Annotated in this window: 15 protein-coding genes; 1 reads left to right on the top strand and 14 read right to left on the bottom strand. The window is 54.5% G+C overall.

Annotated features, from left to right (window positions below):
• Positions 1-7 precede the first annotated feature (7 nt).
• The 3 genes from catA to DNK34_RS06010 are packed head-to-tail and all read right to left on the bottom strand — an operon-like array spanning position 8 to position 2,422.
• Positions 8-937, bottom strand: a complete 930-nt coding sequence (catA, locus tag DNK34_RS06020) for a catechol 1,2-dioxygenase (RefSeq protein ID WP_131173490.1) — start codon at positions 935-937, stop codon at positions 8-10.
• Between the two features lie 48 nt (positions 938-985).
• Positions 986-1,276 carry a muconolactone Delta-isomerase gene (catC, locus tag DNK34_RS06015; RefSeq protein ID WP_131173491.1) on the bottom strand — a complete coding sequence of 97 codons (291 nt, stop codon included), beginning with the start codon at positions 1,274-1,276 and terminating at the stop codon, positions 986-988.
• Positions 1,277-1,300: 24 nt separating this feature from the next.
• Positions 1,301-2,422 (bottom strand): muconate cycloisomerase family protein, encoded by a 1,122-nt coding sequence (locus DNK34_RS06010; protein ID WP_131173492.1) that lies wholly within the window; start codon positions 2,420-2,422, stop codon positions 1,301-1,303.
• A gap of 229 nt (positions 2,423-2,651) precedes the next feature.
• On the opposite strand from DNK34_RS06010, the gene DNK34_RS06005 reads away from it, so the two are divergent.
• Positions 2,652-3,530 (top strand): LysR family transcriptional regulator, encoded by an 879-nt coding sequence (locus tag DNK34_RS06005; protein ID WP_131173493.1) that lies wholly within the window; start codon positions 2,652-2,654, stop codon positions 3,528-3,530.
• Positions 3,531-3,949: 419 nt separating this feature from the next.
• Here the strand turns inward: DNK34_RS06005 and DNK34_RS06000 are convergent, their stop codons facing one another.
• From DNK34_RS06000 to DNK34_RS05950, 11 genes are all read right to left on the bottom strand, one after another.
• On the bottom strand, positions 3,950-5,962 hold the full coding sequence (locus DNK34_RS06000) for a polysaccharide biosynthesis protein (protein WP_131173494.1): 2,013 nt from the start codon (positions 5,960-5,962) through the stop codon (positions 3,950-3,952).
• Between the two features lie 47 nt (positions 5,963-6,009).
• On the bottom strand, positions 6,010-6,471 hold the full coding sequence (locus DNK34_RS05995; RefSeq protein ID WP_131173495.1) for a hypothetical protein: 462 nt from the start codon (positions 6,469-6,471) through the stop codon (positions 6,010-6,012).
• 112 nt (positions 6,472-6,583) lie between these two features.
• Positions 6,584-7,135, bottom strand: coding sequence for a sugar transferase (locus tag DNK34_RS05990; protein ID WP_131173496.1), 552 nt, complete (start codon positions 7,133-7,135; stop codon positions 6,584-6,586).
• A 3-nt stretch (positions 7,136-7,138) separates the two neighbouring features.
• On the bottom strand, positions 7,139-8,116 hold the full coding sequence (locus tag DNK34_RS05985) for a UDP-glucose 4-epimerase family protein (protein WP_131173497.1): 978 nt from the start codon (positions 8,114-8,116) through the stop codon (positions 7,139-7,141).
• A complete protein-coding gene (locus tag DNK34_RS05980; RefSeq protein ID WP_207401573.1) occupies positions 8,085-9,221 on the bottom strand; it encodes a glycosyltransferase family 4 protein in 1,137 nt (378 codons plus the stop codon). Before DNK34_RS05980 ends, DNK34_RS05985 begins: the two co-directional genes overlap by 32 nt.
• Positions 9,222-9,266: 45 nt before the next feature.
• Positions 9,267-10,298, bottom strand: a complete 1,032-nt coding sequence (locus DNK34_RS05975; protein WP_131173498.1) for an NAD-dependent epimerase/dehydratase family protein — start codon at positions 10,296-10,298, stop codon at positions 9,267-9,269.
• Between the two features lie 2 nt (positions 10,299-10,300).
• Positions 10,301-11,566, bottom strand: coding sequence for a Vi polysaccharide biosynthesis UDP-N-acetylglucosamine C-6 dehydrogenase TviB (gene tviB, locus DNK34_RS05970; RefSeq protein ID WP_131173499.1), 1,266 nt, complete (start codon positions 11,564-11,566; stop codon positions 10,301-10,303).
• 29 nt (positions 11,567-11,595) lie between these two features.
• On the bottom strand, positions 11,596-12,678 hold the full coding sequence (locus tag DNK34_RS05965) for a glycosyltransferase (protein ID WP_131173500.1): 1,083 nt from the start codon (positions 12,676-12,678) through the stop codon (positions 11,596-11,598).
• Between the two features lie 10 nt (positions 12,679-12,688).
• Entirely contained in the window at positions 12,689-13,636 is a 948-nt protein-coding gene (locus DNK34_RS05960) for a hypothetical protein (RefSeq protein WP_131173501.1), read from the bottom strand.
• Positions 13,637-13,800: 164 nt separating this feature from the next.
• Positions 13,801-14,691 (bottom strand): glycosyltransferase family 2 protein, encoded by an 891-nt coding sequence (locus DNK34_RS05955; protein ID WP_165497282.1) that lies wholly within the window; start codon positions 14,689-14,691, stop codon positions 13,801-13,803.
• Positions 14,692-14,787: 96 nt separating this feature from the next.
• The gene (locus DNK34_RS05950; RefSeq protein ID WP_242675297.1) at positions 14,788-15,402 is read right to left on the bottom strand and encodes an acyltransferase; all 615 of its coding nucleotides are present in this window, start codon (positions 15,400-15,402) and stop codon (positions 14,788-14,790) included.

Genomic DNA, 15,402 nt, shown 5'->3' with positions numbered 1-15,402 from the left:
AGCAGGGTCAGGCTTCCAGGGCGCGTACCCGCTGATGCCGCTGCTGCGCCTTGGGCTCGGCGGTGGACTGCAGGGTGAAATCGAACTCGATCTCGGCGAAACGCCCTGCCACGCCATGGGCCTTGGCCCGCTCGGCGTCGTCGTAGAAGTCGATGCGCGCGATCAGCTCATCGCGGGTGGCGTAGGCGAAATCGTCGTGCAGGTACTGGTCGCCATCCAGGTTGATCTGGGTGGTCAGGTGGCGATGACCCGGCGCGGAGATGAAGAAGTGGATATGCGCCGGCCGCTGGCCATGGCGACCGAGCTGATCGAGCAGTTGCTGGGTCGGGCCATCCGGTGGGCAGCCGTAGCCGGACGGCACGATGCTGCGGAAACGATAGCGGCCTTCGGCATCGGTCTCGATGCGCCGGCGCAGGTTGAACTGCGACTGCGCCGGGTCGAAATAGGAGTAGGTGCCGCCGGTGTTGGCGTGCCACACGTCGACGATGGCACCGGCCAGCGGCTTGCCGTCGGTGTCGAACACGCGGCCCTGCATGAACAGCGGGATACCCGCATCCTGGCCATCGTCCAGGCGCGCCTCGACCTTGCTCAGCGGCGCGCCAGCGACGTATAGCGGGCCTTCGATGGTGCGCGGGGTGCCACCGGTGAGACCAGCCTGCTCGTCTTCGGCGTCCATCAGCATGTCGAGGTAGTGCTCGATCCCCAGCCCGGCAACCACCAGACCGGCTTCCTGGCGGCTGCCGAGTTGGTTGAGGTAGTTCACCGCTTTCCAGAACTCTTCCGGGGTGATCTGCAGCTCTTCGATGATCTTCGCCGTGTCGTTGAGCACACGGTGAATCACCGTCTTCATCCGGCTGCTGCCCCGGTCGTTGTTGAAACCACTGGCCTCTTCGAAGAACTTCTGTACTTCCACGGTCTGCGCGATACGTACGGTCATGGCTGTTTCCTCATCTTGTTTTTGTCTTGAGCGAATGATGCGGGCTGATCAGCGATCGTCCTCATGGATCGAGGACGGATGACGGCACAGCGCCATGACCTCGATCTCCATGTAGGGATACAGCGGCAACTGCATCAGGGTGTCATGCAGGGCCTGGGCGTCGGGCACATCGAAGATACTGACATTGGCGTACAGCCCGGCGATGCGCCACAGGTGGCGCCAGGTGCCGTCGCGCTGCAGGCGCTGGGCCAGCGCCTTCTCGTCGGCCTTGAGGCGGGTGGCCTGCTCGGCGGGCATGTCGGTCGGCAGCTTTACGGTCATGCGCACATGGAACAACATGGCAACGTCCTCTCTGATTCAGGGTTAGCGACGGCGGAAGTGCTGCAGGCGCTCTTCGTCGAGCACCACGCCCAGGCCCGGGTCGGTCGGAATCATCAGCTGGAAATCGCGGTACAGCGGCACCTCGACGAGGATGTCCTCGGTCAGCAGCAGCGGCCCGAACAGCTCGGTGTGCCATTCCAGCCTGGCCAGGGTGGCGAAGGCATGGGCCGCAGCCAGGGTGCCGACGCTGCCCTCGAGCATGGTGCCGCCGTACAGGCCGATCCCCGCCGCCTCGGCGATATAGGCGCTGCGCAATACCGCGCGCGGACCGCCGTTCTTGGCGATCTTCAGGGCGAACACCGGCGCCGAGCCGGCCCGCGCCAGGGCGAAACTGTCTTCCACGCTCTCGATGGCTTCATCGGCCATCACCGGCACCGGGCTGCGCGCACTGACGCGGGCCTGGGCCTGGCGATCATGACGTGGCGTGGGCTGCTCGATCAGGTCGACACCGGCGTCGCCCAGCAACTGGCAGCCGCGCAGGGCCACCGCCTCGCTCCAGGCCTGGTTGACGTCGACCCGCACGCTGGCGCGGTCGCCCAGGGCCTTTTTGATCGCCGCCACGTGGGCGATGTCGCGGGCCGGCTCCTGGGCGCCGATCTTCAGTTTGAAGATGCGGTGGCGGCGCAGGTCGAGCATGCGCTCGGCTTCGTCGATGTCCTTGCCGGTATCGCCGCTGGCCAGCGTCCAGGCAACCTCCAGGCCATCGCGCACACGGCCGCCGAGCAGTTCGGCGACGGGCAGGCCGAGGCGCTTGCCCTGGGCATCGAGCAAGGCGGTTTCCACCGCCGACTTGGCGAAGGTATTGCCCCGCACCACGCGGTCGATACGCAGCATGGCGGCGTTGATATTGCCGGCGGGCTGGCCGACCAGCAGCGGCGCGAAGTAGTTGTCGAGGTTGGTCTTGATACTTTCCGGGCTTTCCCCGGCATAGGACAGGCCGCCGATGGTGGTGGCCTCACCGACACCCTCGATGCCGTCGCTGCAGCGCAGACGCACGATCACCAGGGTCTGGTTCTGCATGGTATGCATCGCCAGCTTGTGCGGGCGGATGGTCGGCAGGTCGACGATCAGGGCTTCGAGGCTTTCAATCAGAGGAGAGGTCATGGGCATATCCGTGCGCAGGTCAGAGCGGCTGGACAGCCAGCGACGAACCGGCACGGCTGGGCGCCTCGTTCGCAAGGCCGGCCAGACGCGGGAAAGCGGGGCATGAAGAAAGGATGCAGGGCTTCACGGGCATATCCTTCAGGTTTTATTTTTGTCTGCGCACAGATTGACCGCAGCAAATACAGCAGTCCAATATTGAATCGGTCTCGCTGTATACCCTGGAGGTATCATGGAGCTGCGCCATCTGCGCTATTTCCGCGCCCTTGCGGAAACCCTGAATTTCACCCGTGCCGCCGAACGCCTGCATATCGCCCAACCACCCCTGAGCCGGCAGATCCAGCAACTGGAAGATGAACTGGGCGTGGCGCTGATCGAACGCGGGCGGCCCTTACGCCTGACCGAGGCGGGGCGTTTCTTCCATGAACACGCGGTACAGATGCTGGAGCAGCTCGGCCGCGTCTGCGAAGACACCCGCCGCATCGCCGAGGGGCAGCGGCGCTGGCTGGGCATCGGCTTTGCGCCGTCCACCCTGTATGGCGCCCTGCCGGAACTGATCCGCCAGCTACGCAGCGAGGGCGCCATCGAACTGGGACTGTCGGAGCTGATCACCCTGCAGCAGGTCGAGGCGCTCAAACGCGGACGTATCGATATCGGCTTCGGCCGCATCCATATCGACGACCCGGCCATCGTCCAGGAAGTGATCCGCGAAGATCCGCTGGTGGCCGCCCTGCCCGCCGGCCACCGGCTGCTGGCCGAACCGGCGTCGCTGGAGGATCTGGCCCGCGAACCCTTCGTGCTCTACCCCGGCACGCCGCGGCCAAGCTACGCCGACCACGTCCTGGGCCTGTTCGCCAGTCACGGCCTGAAGATCCGCGTGGCGCAGATGACCAACGAAATGCAGACCGCCATCGGCCTGGTCGCCGCCGGCATCGGCATCACCCTGGTACCGGCCTCGGTGCAACGCCTGCACCGCGACGACATCGGCTACACCCCGCTGCTCGACGCCCGCGCCACCTCGCCGATCGTGATCAGCTACCGCCAGGGCGACGACTCGCCCCTGCTCAGGCGCTGCCTGGGCTTGGTACGGGAAATCGACAGCGAAGGATAAGTCCGAGAGTAGCGTCCTCGATTTGCCAACGGCCATGGCCGCGCCGAATGAGGTGTCACACCAATCGCTACGGGTCCGTGGCTACAGAATCACGGCAATCATCGTTCGGGTAGGAGCCCCGCCCTCGGGGCGAAGCGATTGCCGCCATCCAGCAAAATCCGCCGCTATTCGCCGCGGGGGCGCGGCTCCCACGCAAGTGCAGCGGGTCACCAACCTGGCCCTCCGGGCGATACGATAAGAGCCATTGCGTCGAGGTTTAACCGAAGGATACAGAATGCTCATCGTCTTCAGCGGCCTGCCAGGCACCGGCCAGCCACAATACAGCGGCCACCGCCAACCAGTCCCCCTCGCCCTCCGGGAGAGGGGCTAGGGGTGAGGGGCTTCTGCTGAGGCCCACCACACCCGCAACGCACATGACCTCAAGGCTGCTGCGTCAGCGCGCGCTTCTGATGCATCCAGTCCACGATCTCGCCCTCTGGCGCATAACCGCTGACCGTGTCACGCAACACCTGGCGAACGCGGTCGTAGTCATCCTGCTCGACTGCCTCGAGCAGTTCGGCCAGCACGCCCTTGAAGGTCTCCCAGGGCAAATGCTCCTCGCTGGCGCGCATGATCATCGGGTGATCGGTGGGGCTGACGTTGTCACCGATCAACAACTCCTCATACAGCTTCTCGCCGGGGCGCAGGCCGGTGAATTCGATGGCGATATCGCCATGGGGATTCTTCTCCGAGCACACGCCGAGGCCGCTGAGGTGGATCATCTTCTCGGCCAGCTCGACGATCTTCACCGGCTGGCCCATGTCCAGCACGAATACATCGCCGCCCTGCCCCATGGCACCCGCCTGGATCACCAGTTGTGCGGCCTCCGGGATGGTCATGAAGTAGCGGGTGATGTTCGGGTGGGTCACCGTCAGCGGCCCGCCCTTGCGGATCTGCTCGTAGAAGCGGGGGATCACCGAGCCCGAAGAACCCAGCACATTACCGAAACGCACCATGGTGAAACGGGTCTTGTTGACCCGATGCACACGCTTCTCGTCCTGGAACAGCACCGGCGCGCTTTCCCGGCTCAGTGCCTGCAGCACCATCTCCGCCAGGCGCTTGGTGCTGCCCATCACGTTGGTGGGGCGCACCGCCTTGTCCGTGGAGATCAGCACGAAGTGTTCGACCCCGGCACGTATCGCCGCCTGGGCGGTATACAGCGAGCCCAGCACGTTGTTCAGCACGCCCTCGGCGATATTGTGCTCAACCATCGGCACATGCTTGTAGGCGGCGGCGTGATAAACGGTATTCACCGCCCAGGTGCGCATCAGCTCGAACAGGCGCGCCTGATTACGCACCGAGCCGAGAATCGGCACCAGGCGCACGCCCAGGGATTCGCGGCGTATGCGCTGCTCCAGTTCGGTATGAATGCTGTAGAGATTGAACTCGCCGTGCTCGAGCAGCAGCAACACCTTCGGGCCAGTGGCGACGATCTGCCGGCACAGCTCCGAACCGATCGAGCCGCCCGCGCCGGTGACCATCACCACCTGGCCACGGATGCAGCGTTCGAACAGAGCCTGCTGCGGCGGCACCGCATCGCGTCCGAGCAGGTCGGCGATATCGACTTCCTGGACGTCCTCCACCTTCACCCGGCCGCTGGCCAGATCCATGAAGCCGGGTACGGTGCGCACGTGCAGCGGGTACTGTTCCAGCGTTTCCAACACTTCACGGCGACGCGTGCGGGTCGCCGACGGCAGCGCCAGAAGGATCTCGCCGGCTCCAGTCTCATCGATCATCTGCTGGATGTGCTTGGGCGAGTACACGCGCAAACCGGCAATCACCCGGTTGGCGATATTGGGGTCATCGTCGATAAACGCCACAGGCCGCATGGCCCGCCCCATACGCAAGGCCGCAGCCAACTGGTTGCCCGCCGAACCAGCACCGTAGATGGCTACACGGGACAGGTGGGCATCGCGCCCACGCAGCTTGTAGGGTTGCTCGGCCGAGAACCAGTCGCCCATGAAGTATTGCCGCATGGCCAGGCGCAAGCCACCGATCAGCATGATGCTCAGCCACCAGTAGTTGAACACCATGGACCGTGGAATCAGTGCCGGCGCGTCACGGTACCAGTACACCGCCAACGCCAATAGCAATGCCGACAGGGTCACGGCCTTGGTGATGGCGATCAACGCATCATTGCCGAAATAGCGCATCACCGCCCGGTACATGCCAAAGCGGATGAACAGTGGAATGGAAATGATCGGAGCCAGCGCAAACAGCCACAAATGCCCCTCGAGCGGGTGGATATGATCCAGTTCCCCCAACCTGACCACAAAGGCCAGCCACAAGGCGACCCACACCAGCAGCACATCCGTTGCAACCTGAATCAGTCGCTTCTGGCGGCGCGGCAACCGCACCAGACGCGCCCGAAGCTTTTCAGCCAACCTCAACACAGCAATACCTCATATCCCTTGAACGGTCAGAACCCATATGACAGGTTTCAACCCGAAATCTTCCAGCTAAATACGGCTTTCGACTGCGCCTTGTCATCGGCAGGGTTGCTCGAAAAATCCGAATACTGCCCCGAAATAGTGACATCGCCCGACTTCACATAGTCGACTTCGAATACGCCAGCGCCCTCTTTCTTGATCTGACGGCCATAGCCCTTCTTCACCAGCACACCGAACATATCAGCCTCGATCAGCATCATGCTGCTCTGCGAATGCACGGTGTAACGCTGAAACGAGTCCTTGCCATTCTGGACGATTTTCCCCTCCACCACCCGACCGTTCAGCGGTGCTTCACCCACACGCTCCGGCGCCAACTGCTGCTGCACGAGCGTAACCCCAGCACTCACCAAGGGGGGCGCACGCCAAACGATAGGCTTCTTCGCCTCTTTGGCCTGCTCGCAGCCGGCAAGCAACATCACACCAACCAACACCGCAACCATCCACCCTTTCATACCGTTATCCACGCAAAAACCATTCTCACCCCGTAGGAGCCGCGACCTCGCGGCGAATAGTGGCCGTACTGCGATACACGCCTGGAGCAAGCCACCAGTGTGTCAAGGGGCTTCAACTACGCACTCGATCTCCACGACCGCTACCACTGACCGTCATCAGGATGTACTTGAAGTAACTGGAAAGCGTCAGGCTCTGGATCATCTTCTGATCGGTTTTCGCCAGCAACGCAGGCGTCGACATATCGATATCGCTTACCTGCGCCAAACCCGTGATCCCTGGCCGCACGTCGAACACGCCCCGAATGCTGCGCTCGTGGGTGAGCTCCTGTTGATTGAACAACCCTGGGCGCGGCCCGACCAGGCTCATCTCGCCCTTGAGTACGTTCCACAGCTGCGGCAACTCATCCAGCTTGGTCTTACGTAGGAAGCTGCCCAGCCGGGTAATGGAGGCTGAGGACGCCAAATGGCTGGCGACCGAAGCGGTATTGACTCCCATGGTGCGGAACTTGACCAAAGTGAACGGTTTTTTATTTCGTCCTACCCGCTCTTGTAGAAACAAAGGAGAACCCGTGTCAAACAGACCGATGACAAAGATAATCAAAAATATCGGAAAGCCAAAAAACAATCCGAGTATAGAGAAGGAAATATCAAATAAACGGATCACAAATCAGTCCTTTCCAGTTGTAAAACAGCGCCGCAACCCCTCTTGCACTGTATAGGGCGGCTTCCAATCCAGCAGCTCGCAGGTCTTGCTGATATCCACCTGCAACGAGCCTAGCAGCCGCTGAGCCATAGCCTTTTTACCCAGCAACCTAGCCCCGAACTGCAACAGACCAGTCGGCAGCGGAATCAACCGCGCAGGCTTACCCATAGCCTTGCCCACGCCACCTAGCAACTCGGTGGTGGACAAGTCTTCACCATCGCCGGCCAGGAACACCTGATTCGCAGCGGCGGGATGGTCAATGCAACAGATGATCAGATCAACCAGATTGTCGATACCGACCAGAGAGCGCTTGTTGTGGATGGCGCCGAGAGGCAACGGCAACCCCTTTTCGACCAGCTTGATCATGCTGGCAAAATTACCCTTAACTCCCGGGCCGTAAACCAGCGGAGGACGAATAATCACCACTTCCATACCGGTTTCGCTAGCCAGTTGCACCAAGCCCTGCTCGGCTTCCTGCTTGGACTGTCCGTAAGCATCCTCTGGGGCAGGTGCATCGCTAGCATTATAGGGCTTCCCTAAAGGTGTACCCTCGCCATTGACCTTGATCGAGCTGATAAAGATAAAGCGCTTAATGCCAGCAGTTGCAGCCTGGCGGGCCAAGTTTAAGGTGCAGTCAACATTGACCTTGCGAAACTCGGCCAGAGGATCGATCGACTGGTCATTCATGACATGGGTGCGGGCAGCGGAATGGATGATCACACCACAACCCTGCAAAACATCTGACCAGTCTGTTACCACATCAAAGTCGGGCACAACAATCATGCGTACCGTCCCCGGAAGCGACGCCAACGGATCCCGTACAACAGCCGTGATATATTGACCCTCGGCAGCAAGACGACTGAGCACAGCGCCACCGACAAAACCGGTGCCACCTGTAACAAGAACAGATCTATTTTCCAATATTGCTCTCCAGCTCTCCATAAATCCCCAAGTGCTGCTGAGCAATTTTATGAATACCGAACTCGCGCTCGGCAAGCACCCTACCCGCTGCTCCCATCCTTTGCCGCAGCTCCGCATCCTCAATCAGCCGTTGCATCGCATCTGCCAACGCATCCACACTCCTTACAGGCACTAACAAACCGCTTTCTCCGGGCTCAATGGCGTCCCTGCATCCGGCTACGTCTGTGGTAACAACAGCTCGGCCGCAGGCAGCAGCCTCCACCAATACCTTCGGCAGACCCTCACGATATGAAGGAAGAACAACTAAGTGAGAATCAGCAAAAAGCCTGGCTATATCCTTACGGTAGCCCAGCACCTCCACCGCTCCTTCTTCCCGCCACTGCTCAAGCTCTTCACTTATAATCGACGTGGGATTGCCCGGATCAGGATCACCCACCAGTCTGAAAGCGGCCTGCACACCACGCTGCTGCAGAACCCGCACTGCCTCAACATATTCATACACCCCTTTGTCACGCAGCAACCTTGCTGCAAAGCAAACTACCGGCACACCTTCAGGCTCTGGCAGTGCCTGATACAGTGTAAGATCGACACCGGATCCGCGAATCATCCTCACCTTAGAATCGGCAAGCACCCCGGCCCTCAACAAAACATCTCGGTCATCGGTATTTTGAAAAATAACCCGCAGATTTTTCTTGCTGAATGCCAACCGGTACATCAGCGATACCGCTTTACGCACTAATGCAGCCTTTCTGCCGGTAGACATGAACACGAAGCCCAGCCCCGAAACAGCACTGACTACCCCACCCACCGGTGCCAATCTTGCAGCAAGGCCGCCGTAAAGCACGGGTTTGATAGTCACAAGGTGAAGAATGGTCGGCCTGACCCTCCACAATAGCCTTAGGATCGAATAAACAGCCCGCAATTCGGCGCCAAGGTGCTTTCCACTACGCGAAAGAGGTAACACATAATGCTCAAAGCCTTTCGAACGAATATCTGCGACATTTGCACCGTCCATGGTAGCAATCAGGACGGTGTAGCCTTCATTCCGTGCAGCTTCTGCTACAGGCAGCCTATGTGAGATAAAAAATGCCGGGTCGTTAACGACCATGAGTAATTTTTTTTTCACACCGACCCCATTGTAAAGCTGCCTGATAAATACTTGCAGGCCATATCAACCCGGCTCGCTCGCATTAGCGATATACCAAGGCATAGCCAGCGCGATGCCCTCGGTGATCCGAAAAACAGGCTCGTAACCCAGCAACTTCTCGGCCTTGCTTACATCCGCCTGGGAATGCCGCACATCCCCTGCCCTGAAATCACGGTAGCTCGGTGCTGTAGTAGGGATGATGCCATTGGCTTGCAGTGCACTACGAATGGCTTCAAACAGCTGATTAAGGGTGGTGCGATCGCCAACCGCAACGTTATAAACCTGGTTCCTAGCCTCTTCGCTTGCAGTGGCAGCCAGCAAGTTGGCCTGCACGGTATTGTCGATATAACAGAAGTCACGACTGGTCTCGCCATCACCATTGACGAAAACCTCTCCCCCCTGAATCATCGCAGCCGTCCATTTCGGGATAACCGCAGCGTAAGCGCCCTCAGGGTCCTGACGCCTGCCGAACACATTGAAATAGCGCAAGCCAATGCACTTGAAGCCATAGGTCTTAGCAAATACATCGGCGTACAGCTCATTCACATACTTGGTCACTGCATAGGGCGACAGCGGCTTGCCGATGTTTTCCTCAACTTTGGGCAGCGCAGGATGGTCACCATAGGTTGAGCTGCTGGCCGCGTAGGTAAAGCTGCTGACACCTGCATCGCGGGCGGCAACCAGCATATTCACAAAACCATCTATATTGGTCGCATTGGTGGTGATGGGGTCATTGATGGAGCGCGGCACCGAGCCCAGCGCCGCTTGATGCAGCACATAATCCACACCTGCACAGGCACGCTGGCAATCATCCAGATTGCGGATATCGCCTTGCATAAAAGTGAATCGCGCCCACTGCTCTGGCGCCACCTGCCCTTGAACTTCATCCAAATTGTGCTGGTGGCCAGTGGCAAAGTTATCCAGCCCCACGACTTGCTGATCCAGCTTGAGCAGGGTTTCCAGCAGGTTGGAGCCGATAAAACCGGCCACACCGGTGACCAACCACGTTTTAGGTTGCTGTGGCAACGCCGCCAACAGGTTCTGGTATGCAGTCATGGTTACAACCTCAAGTCACTTTCATCGGCATTGAGCAGGTACTTCAGGTCATACAGCACATGCTTGTCTTTACCCAGGGCACGAACACCAGCTGCGCCCAGCTCACGGAACTGCTCATGACTGACCGCAAGAATAATGGCGTCGTAAGCGCCTGCCTCTGGCTCGCTGACGGGAGTAATACCGTACTCATGCTGGGCTTCGCCCACACTCACCCATGGGTCATAGACAACTGGCTCGACACCGTAATCTTCCAGCTCAGCGACGATATCCACTACACGGGTATTGCGCAGATCCGGGCAGTTTTCCTTGAAGGTCAGCCCCATCACCAGCACTCTGGCACCAGCCACACCAATCGACGCTTTGACCATAGCCTTGACCAACTGGCTGACTACATACCCCCCCATGCCATCATTGATTCGGCGCCCAGCCAGAATAATCTCGGGGTGGTAACCTATGGCTTGCGCTTTGTGCGTCAGGTAGTAGGGATCAACACCGATGCAGTGCCCACCTACCAAACCGGGGCGGAACGGCAAAAAATTCCACTTGGTGCCGGCTGCTTCGAGCACCGCCTGGGTATCAATACCCATCTTGTTGAAAATCAGCGCCAACTCATTGACCAAGGCAATATTCACATCCCGCTGGGTATTCTCAATCACCTTGGCCGCCTCGGCCACCTTGATCGAGGAAGCCTTATGCGTGCCCACCACAATAATTTCCTGGTATAGCTGATCCACCACCTCGGCAATCTCCGGCGTGGAGCCGGAGGTCACCTTCATGATGTTGTGTACCCGGTGCTCTTTGTCCCCCGGGTTGATGCGCTCCGGGCTATAGCCAGCAAAGAAGTCTTGGTTGAACTTGAGACCAGATACCCTTTCCAGCACTGGTACGCAGTCTTCCTCAGTTGCACCGGGATAGACAGTGGATTCGTAAATGACGATATCGCCCTTTTTCAGTACCTGCCCAATGGTCTCACTGGCCTTGATCAGCGGTGTCAGATCCGGGCGCTTATAGGCATCAATCGGCGTCGGCACTGTGACGATAAAGCAGTTGCAGTCACGCAGATCATCCAGATTGGCCGTGTAGCTCAAGCCACTGGCTTCTTGCAACTCCGACTCGCTTACCTCAAGGGTGGCGTCACGACCGAATTTCAGCTCTGTAATGCGCTTTGCATTAATATCAAAACCCACTACGGAGCGTTTTTTACCGAACTCTACGGCGAGAGGTAGGCCGACGTAGCCGAGGCCGATAACAGCGAGTTGTAGTTGCATAATTTTTTCCAAAAAAATAAATATAATGATTATTTATAAATTGCCAACCAACGCTCTACCACACGATCCAGGCTAAACTTTTCGAGAATATACTGCCTGGATTTCTTCCCATATTCGCTGGCCGCGCCCTCAGACAAATCAACCGCTTTACGCATACTTTCAGCCAGTACCGCGCTATTTCGAGGAGCAACAAGAAATCCATTATCCCCCAGTACCTCTGCCACTCCACCACTGTCCGTAGCTATGACAACACGCTCTGCAGCCATTGCCTCAGCGACCACCAAGCCAAAACCTTCCCAGGCCGAAGACAGCACAAAAACATCCGCAGCAGAAAGTAGCTCAGGCACGTCTTTGCGAATACCCAACAGGCTAACCCTGGCTTGCAAATCAAGCGACTTGATTTGCTGCTCAATTTTGGGCCGCAGCTCGCCGTCACCCACAATCAGCAGGTGGCTGTCTGGTTGGTTATTGCTAAGGATGGAAAAGGCATTCAATAAATTAGGGTAATCCTTTGCCTCATGAAAGCGACCGATAGCGATAAGAACCTTACTATTCTGAATACCCAACTCAGCACGCAGCTGTTGCCGTGCGACTGGATTAAAACTAAACCTTTGCGTATCAATGCCATTATGTGTCACAAGCATACGCCCTACGGGGGCTGCTTTCACTCGTTCAAAATAATCGACCGCGCCCTGACTGACATTGGTGAACTCGTCAGCAAGACCGTCCGTCAATCGATATGCCAGCATGCGCAATTTCCCACCCTCATTATTACTATGCGCGGTACACATCAGACGAGGAGTTTTGCTGACCAAGCACGCGAGCCGTGACAAAATATTGGCGTGAAACATGTGACTATGTACTACATCTGGCGTGGACTGCCTTAGTAACTTTGCGAGATTAATATACGCCTTAGTCATGCCAAGAACGGACTTGGTTCCACCTAGCCAGATCACCTTAACCTGTTCAGAGCGCGGGAGAACTAGAGCGGGCTTTAGTATATAGGCCAAGGTTACTTCATGGCCTTTTGTCACGAGCGCACTAGCAAGATTAGTCACTTGACTTTCAGCACCGCCCATGCCGAGGCCAGTGATAACTAGAAGAATTTTCATCTTAAGAATCCTACAATGCTAATTTATTTCTATTGTGACGATCACTAACAAAAGCAGCTCCCAACAGAACAGCCAGGAAGTACGCAGAAAAGAAAGAAGGAATAAACTGAAATCCCAACAAGCAAACTAACAAGGCCCCTACCAACCTTTTATCCGAAAACCTCAAATTAATTATAACCAAAGAAAACCAAAGTATAAAAATTGAAAAAGCAGTTACCCCCCCCATATACAACATATATACAAATGCGTTATGTGGAATAATTGAAACGCTATCATTATATGCAACCTTGTCGAAGTAAAATCCAAACAAGATATTTTCCTTTAGATAAGACAAGCCAAGAACAAAGTCATCAATACGCCCAGAAGATGAACCTGTAACCTGCCTACCCGTAAGATGCTCCATAGCAATGATTAAAAAAACAGGTAAAATTAACATTAGAACAAAAACAACAAGTATTATTTTTTTTATTTTCCATGTCAGCAATGCTTTAAACATTTCAACACCAACATAAATAATAACAAATAAAACAAAAGCAACGACCCCAGTTCTGGCGGAGGTTATTACCGATGACAAAAGCAGGAAACAGGCAAAAAATAAAAATTTAGAACCAATCACCCTTTCGAAAAACAACGGAACTCCGCTAACGATGAAGAGGGCAATAAAGCTATAGTCCTCCCATATGAAACTGTAAGCGTTTCTTCCACCGCCTAATAATTGGTATCTAAATAGCTCGACCCCAAGCAACCTATGTACTAAAAATTGCACAAGCACGCCAAAAGCTGTAAATAACACGGCATACTTATAAAACCAAACAATCTCATCTAGAGATTCAGGGCTAACCTGAGCAGTTATAAAGATCAATAGAAAAAAAACAGTTAAAGCTAACAACTCATTAAAATATCCAACGTACAATGAATACAATAAACTCACACACCACAAAGCAATCAACGCAGCCATTGAGGAATTAAAATAAAAGGTGACCCTTGATTGTTTGAGAAACTTAAATACCAAGAACAAAAACCCTAATAATATCTGAAAAAACAAGACCCTGACACCAAAGACCTCAGTATAAGAAAAAGGTATTAATATGAAAAATAATAAAACCAATAGATGCATAGTGGCTACCTGAACATCTTAACAAGAAGCCAAGCAAATGATTTACTAAAAACAACAGGCGGATATTTTACTAGCGCCTTAACAACCCAATCAATACAATTTAATTTATTTACAGCCTGAACATCATGCGCATGAATTAGCATACTTCGTGCTAACGCATGATTAAAAAGAGAGTGGCGTTCGTACTTGCTAAGTATCTTATAAATAGCTGGCCACATCACATCAAGCTTTGAGGACAAATTATCATCGTGTCTTCTATATTGGACAAGAGGTTGCTTTATGGAATAAAAACGCCCACCAACACTTGAAAGCTTCAAAAAAACATCTAAATCCTCTATTTTTTTATCTGGATCATAGCCATCGACAGCGGCTATGGAGCTTCTATTTAGCATTACGGCTTGACCAGGCATGAAAGCCGTTCTCAAAAAAACCTCTTTAAATCCAAAGGCCTGCTCTTTGCCACGTGTCTTAAGCGACTTATTATTACTGTCGATAAGCTCAATCCCAACAAATACTCCAATAATGTTTTTTTCTTTTTTAGACAACATCACGGCTAACTGAGCTGAGATTTTATCTTTCTTTAATATATCGTCTGAAGCTGTAGGCGAAAAATACTCGCCTTCGCACCATTCCAGCGCTTCATTAAGCGTCGCGCACAAGCCTTTATTTTGTCTATACCTAAACTCAAACCGAGCAAACCGCTCTTCACACGCAGGCAGCATCTTTTTAATAACCTCAACAGAGTTATCTTTTGAGCCATCGTCAATAATAATCAGCTCTATATTTTCATAATCTTGATCAATCACACTCCGAATGGTTTCCTGTACAAATTGAGCGTGGTTATAGCAAGGAATAACGACGCTAACTAAAGGTTTTTCTTTTTCTAAAATGACCACCACTTTTCTCCAAAAATAAATATAAAATCACAAAGCTACTAGTTCATTAAGCGCAAATTCAATAACCTTCCCATACCAAGGCCGTAATAAAGCCAGTCACAAGGATCGTATTTTTTTGGCAGGGATGCCTGCAACAATACTAAATGGCTCAACATTTTTTACCACAACCGATCCGCTTGCAATAACAGAGCCCTCACCAACATTAACACCTTTTAATATTGTGACATTTGCACCAATAAAAACATTATCTCCTATACTCACAGGCGAGCACTCATAAACCCCATTGTTTCTGTTCTCTAATTCCAAACCATGAAAATCAGAATCAAATATATTAACACACTGCCCAATAAGACAATTATTGCCAATAAATATAGTTGTTTTATCAGCAATAATACTTGCAGAGTTATTGATAGACGTTCCTTCACCAATCATAATCTTTGAGTCCTTCCCTCTTGCCTCTAGGTATGCATACCCAGACAAGAGTTGTGGCGATGGCCAAACACCAATCGTTGAGTTTTGGCCAATGCTAATCCTTCCCTTTCCAATAAATTGTGCCGGCTGAAGCATATCCTTCAAATAAAAGTCAGGCTTATTATCAGAGAGAAGGTAAAAATATATAATTTTTTTAACATTCAAATATATACGAATAAAAATTAAAACAAGCATTTTCTTTACACCATAGCTTTTAATTTTTTCAATAGTTGCAAGCAT

Source organism: Phytopseudomonas dryadis (assembly GCF_004327355.1).
Classification (GTDB): domain Bacteria; phylum Pseudomonadota; class Gammaproteobacteria; order Pseudomonadales; family Pseudomonadaceae; genus Aquipseudomonas; species Aquipseudomonas dryadis.
The sequence above is the reverse complement of the archived record's forward strand: the minus strand, read 5'-3'. Positions and strand labels throughout refer to the sequence as shown.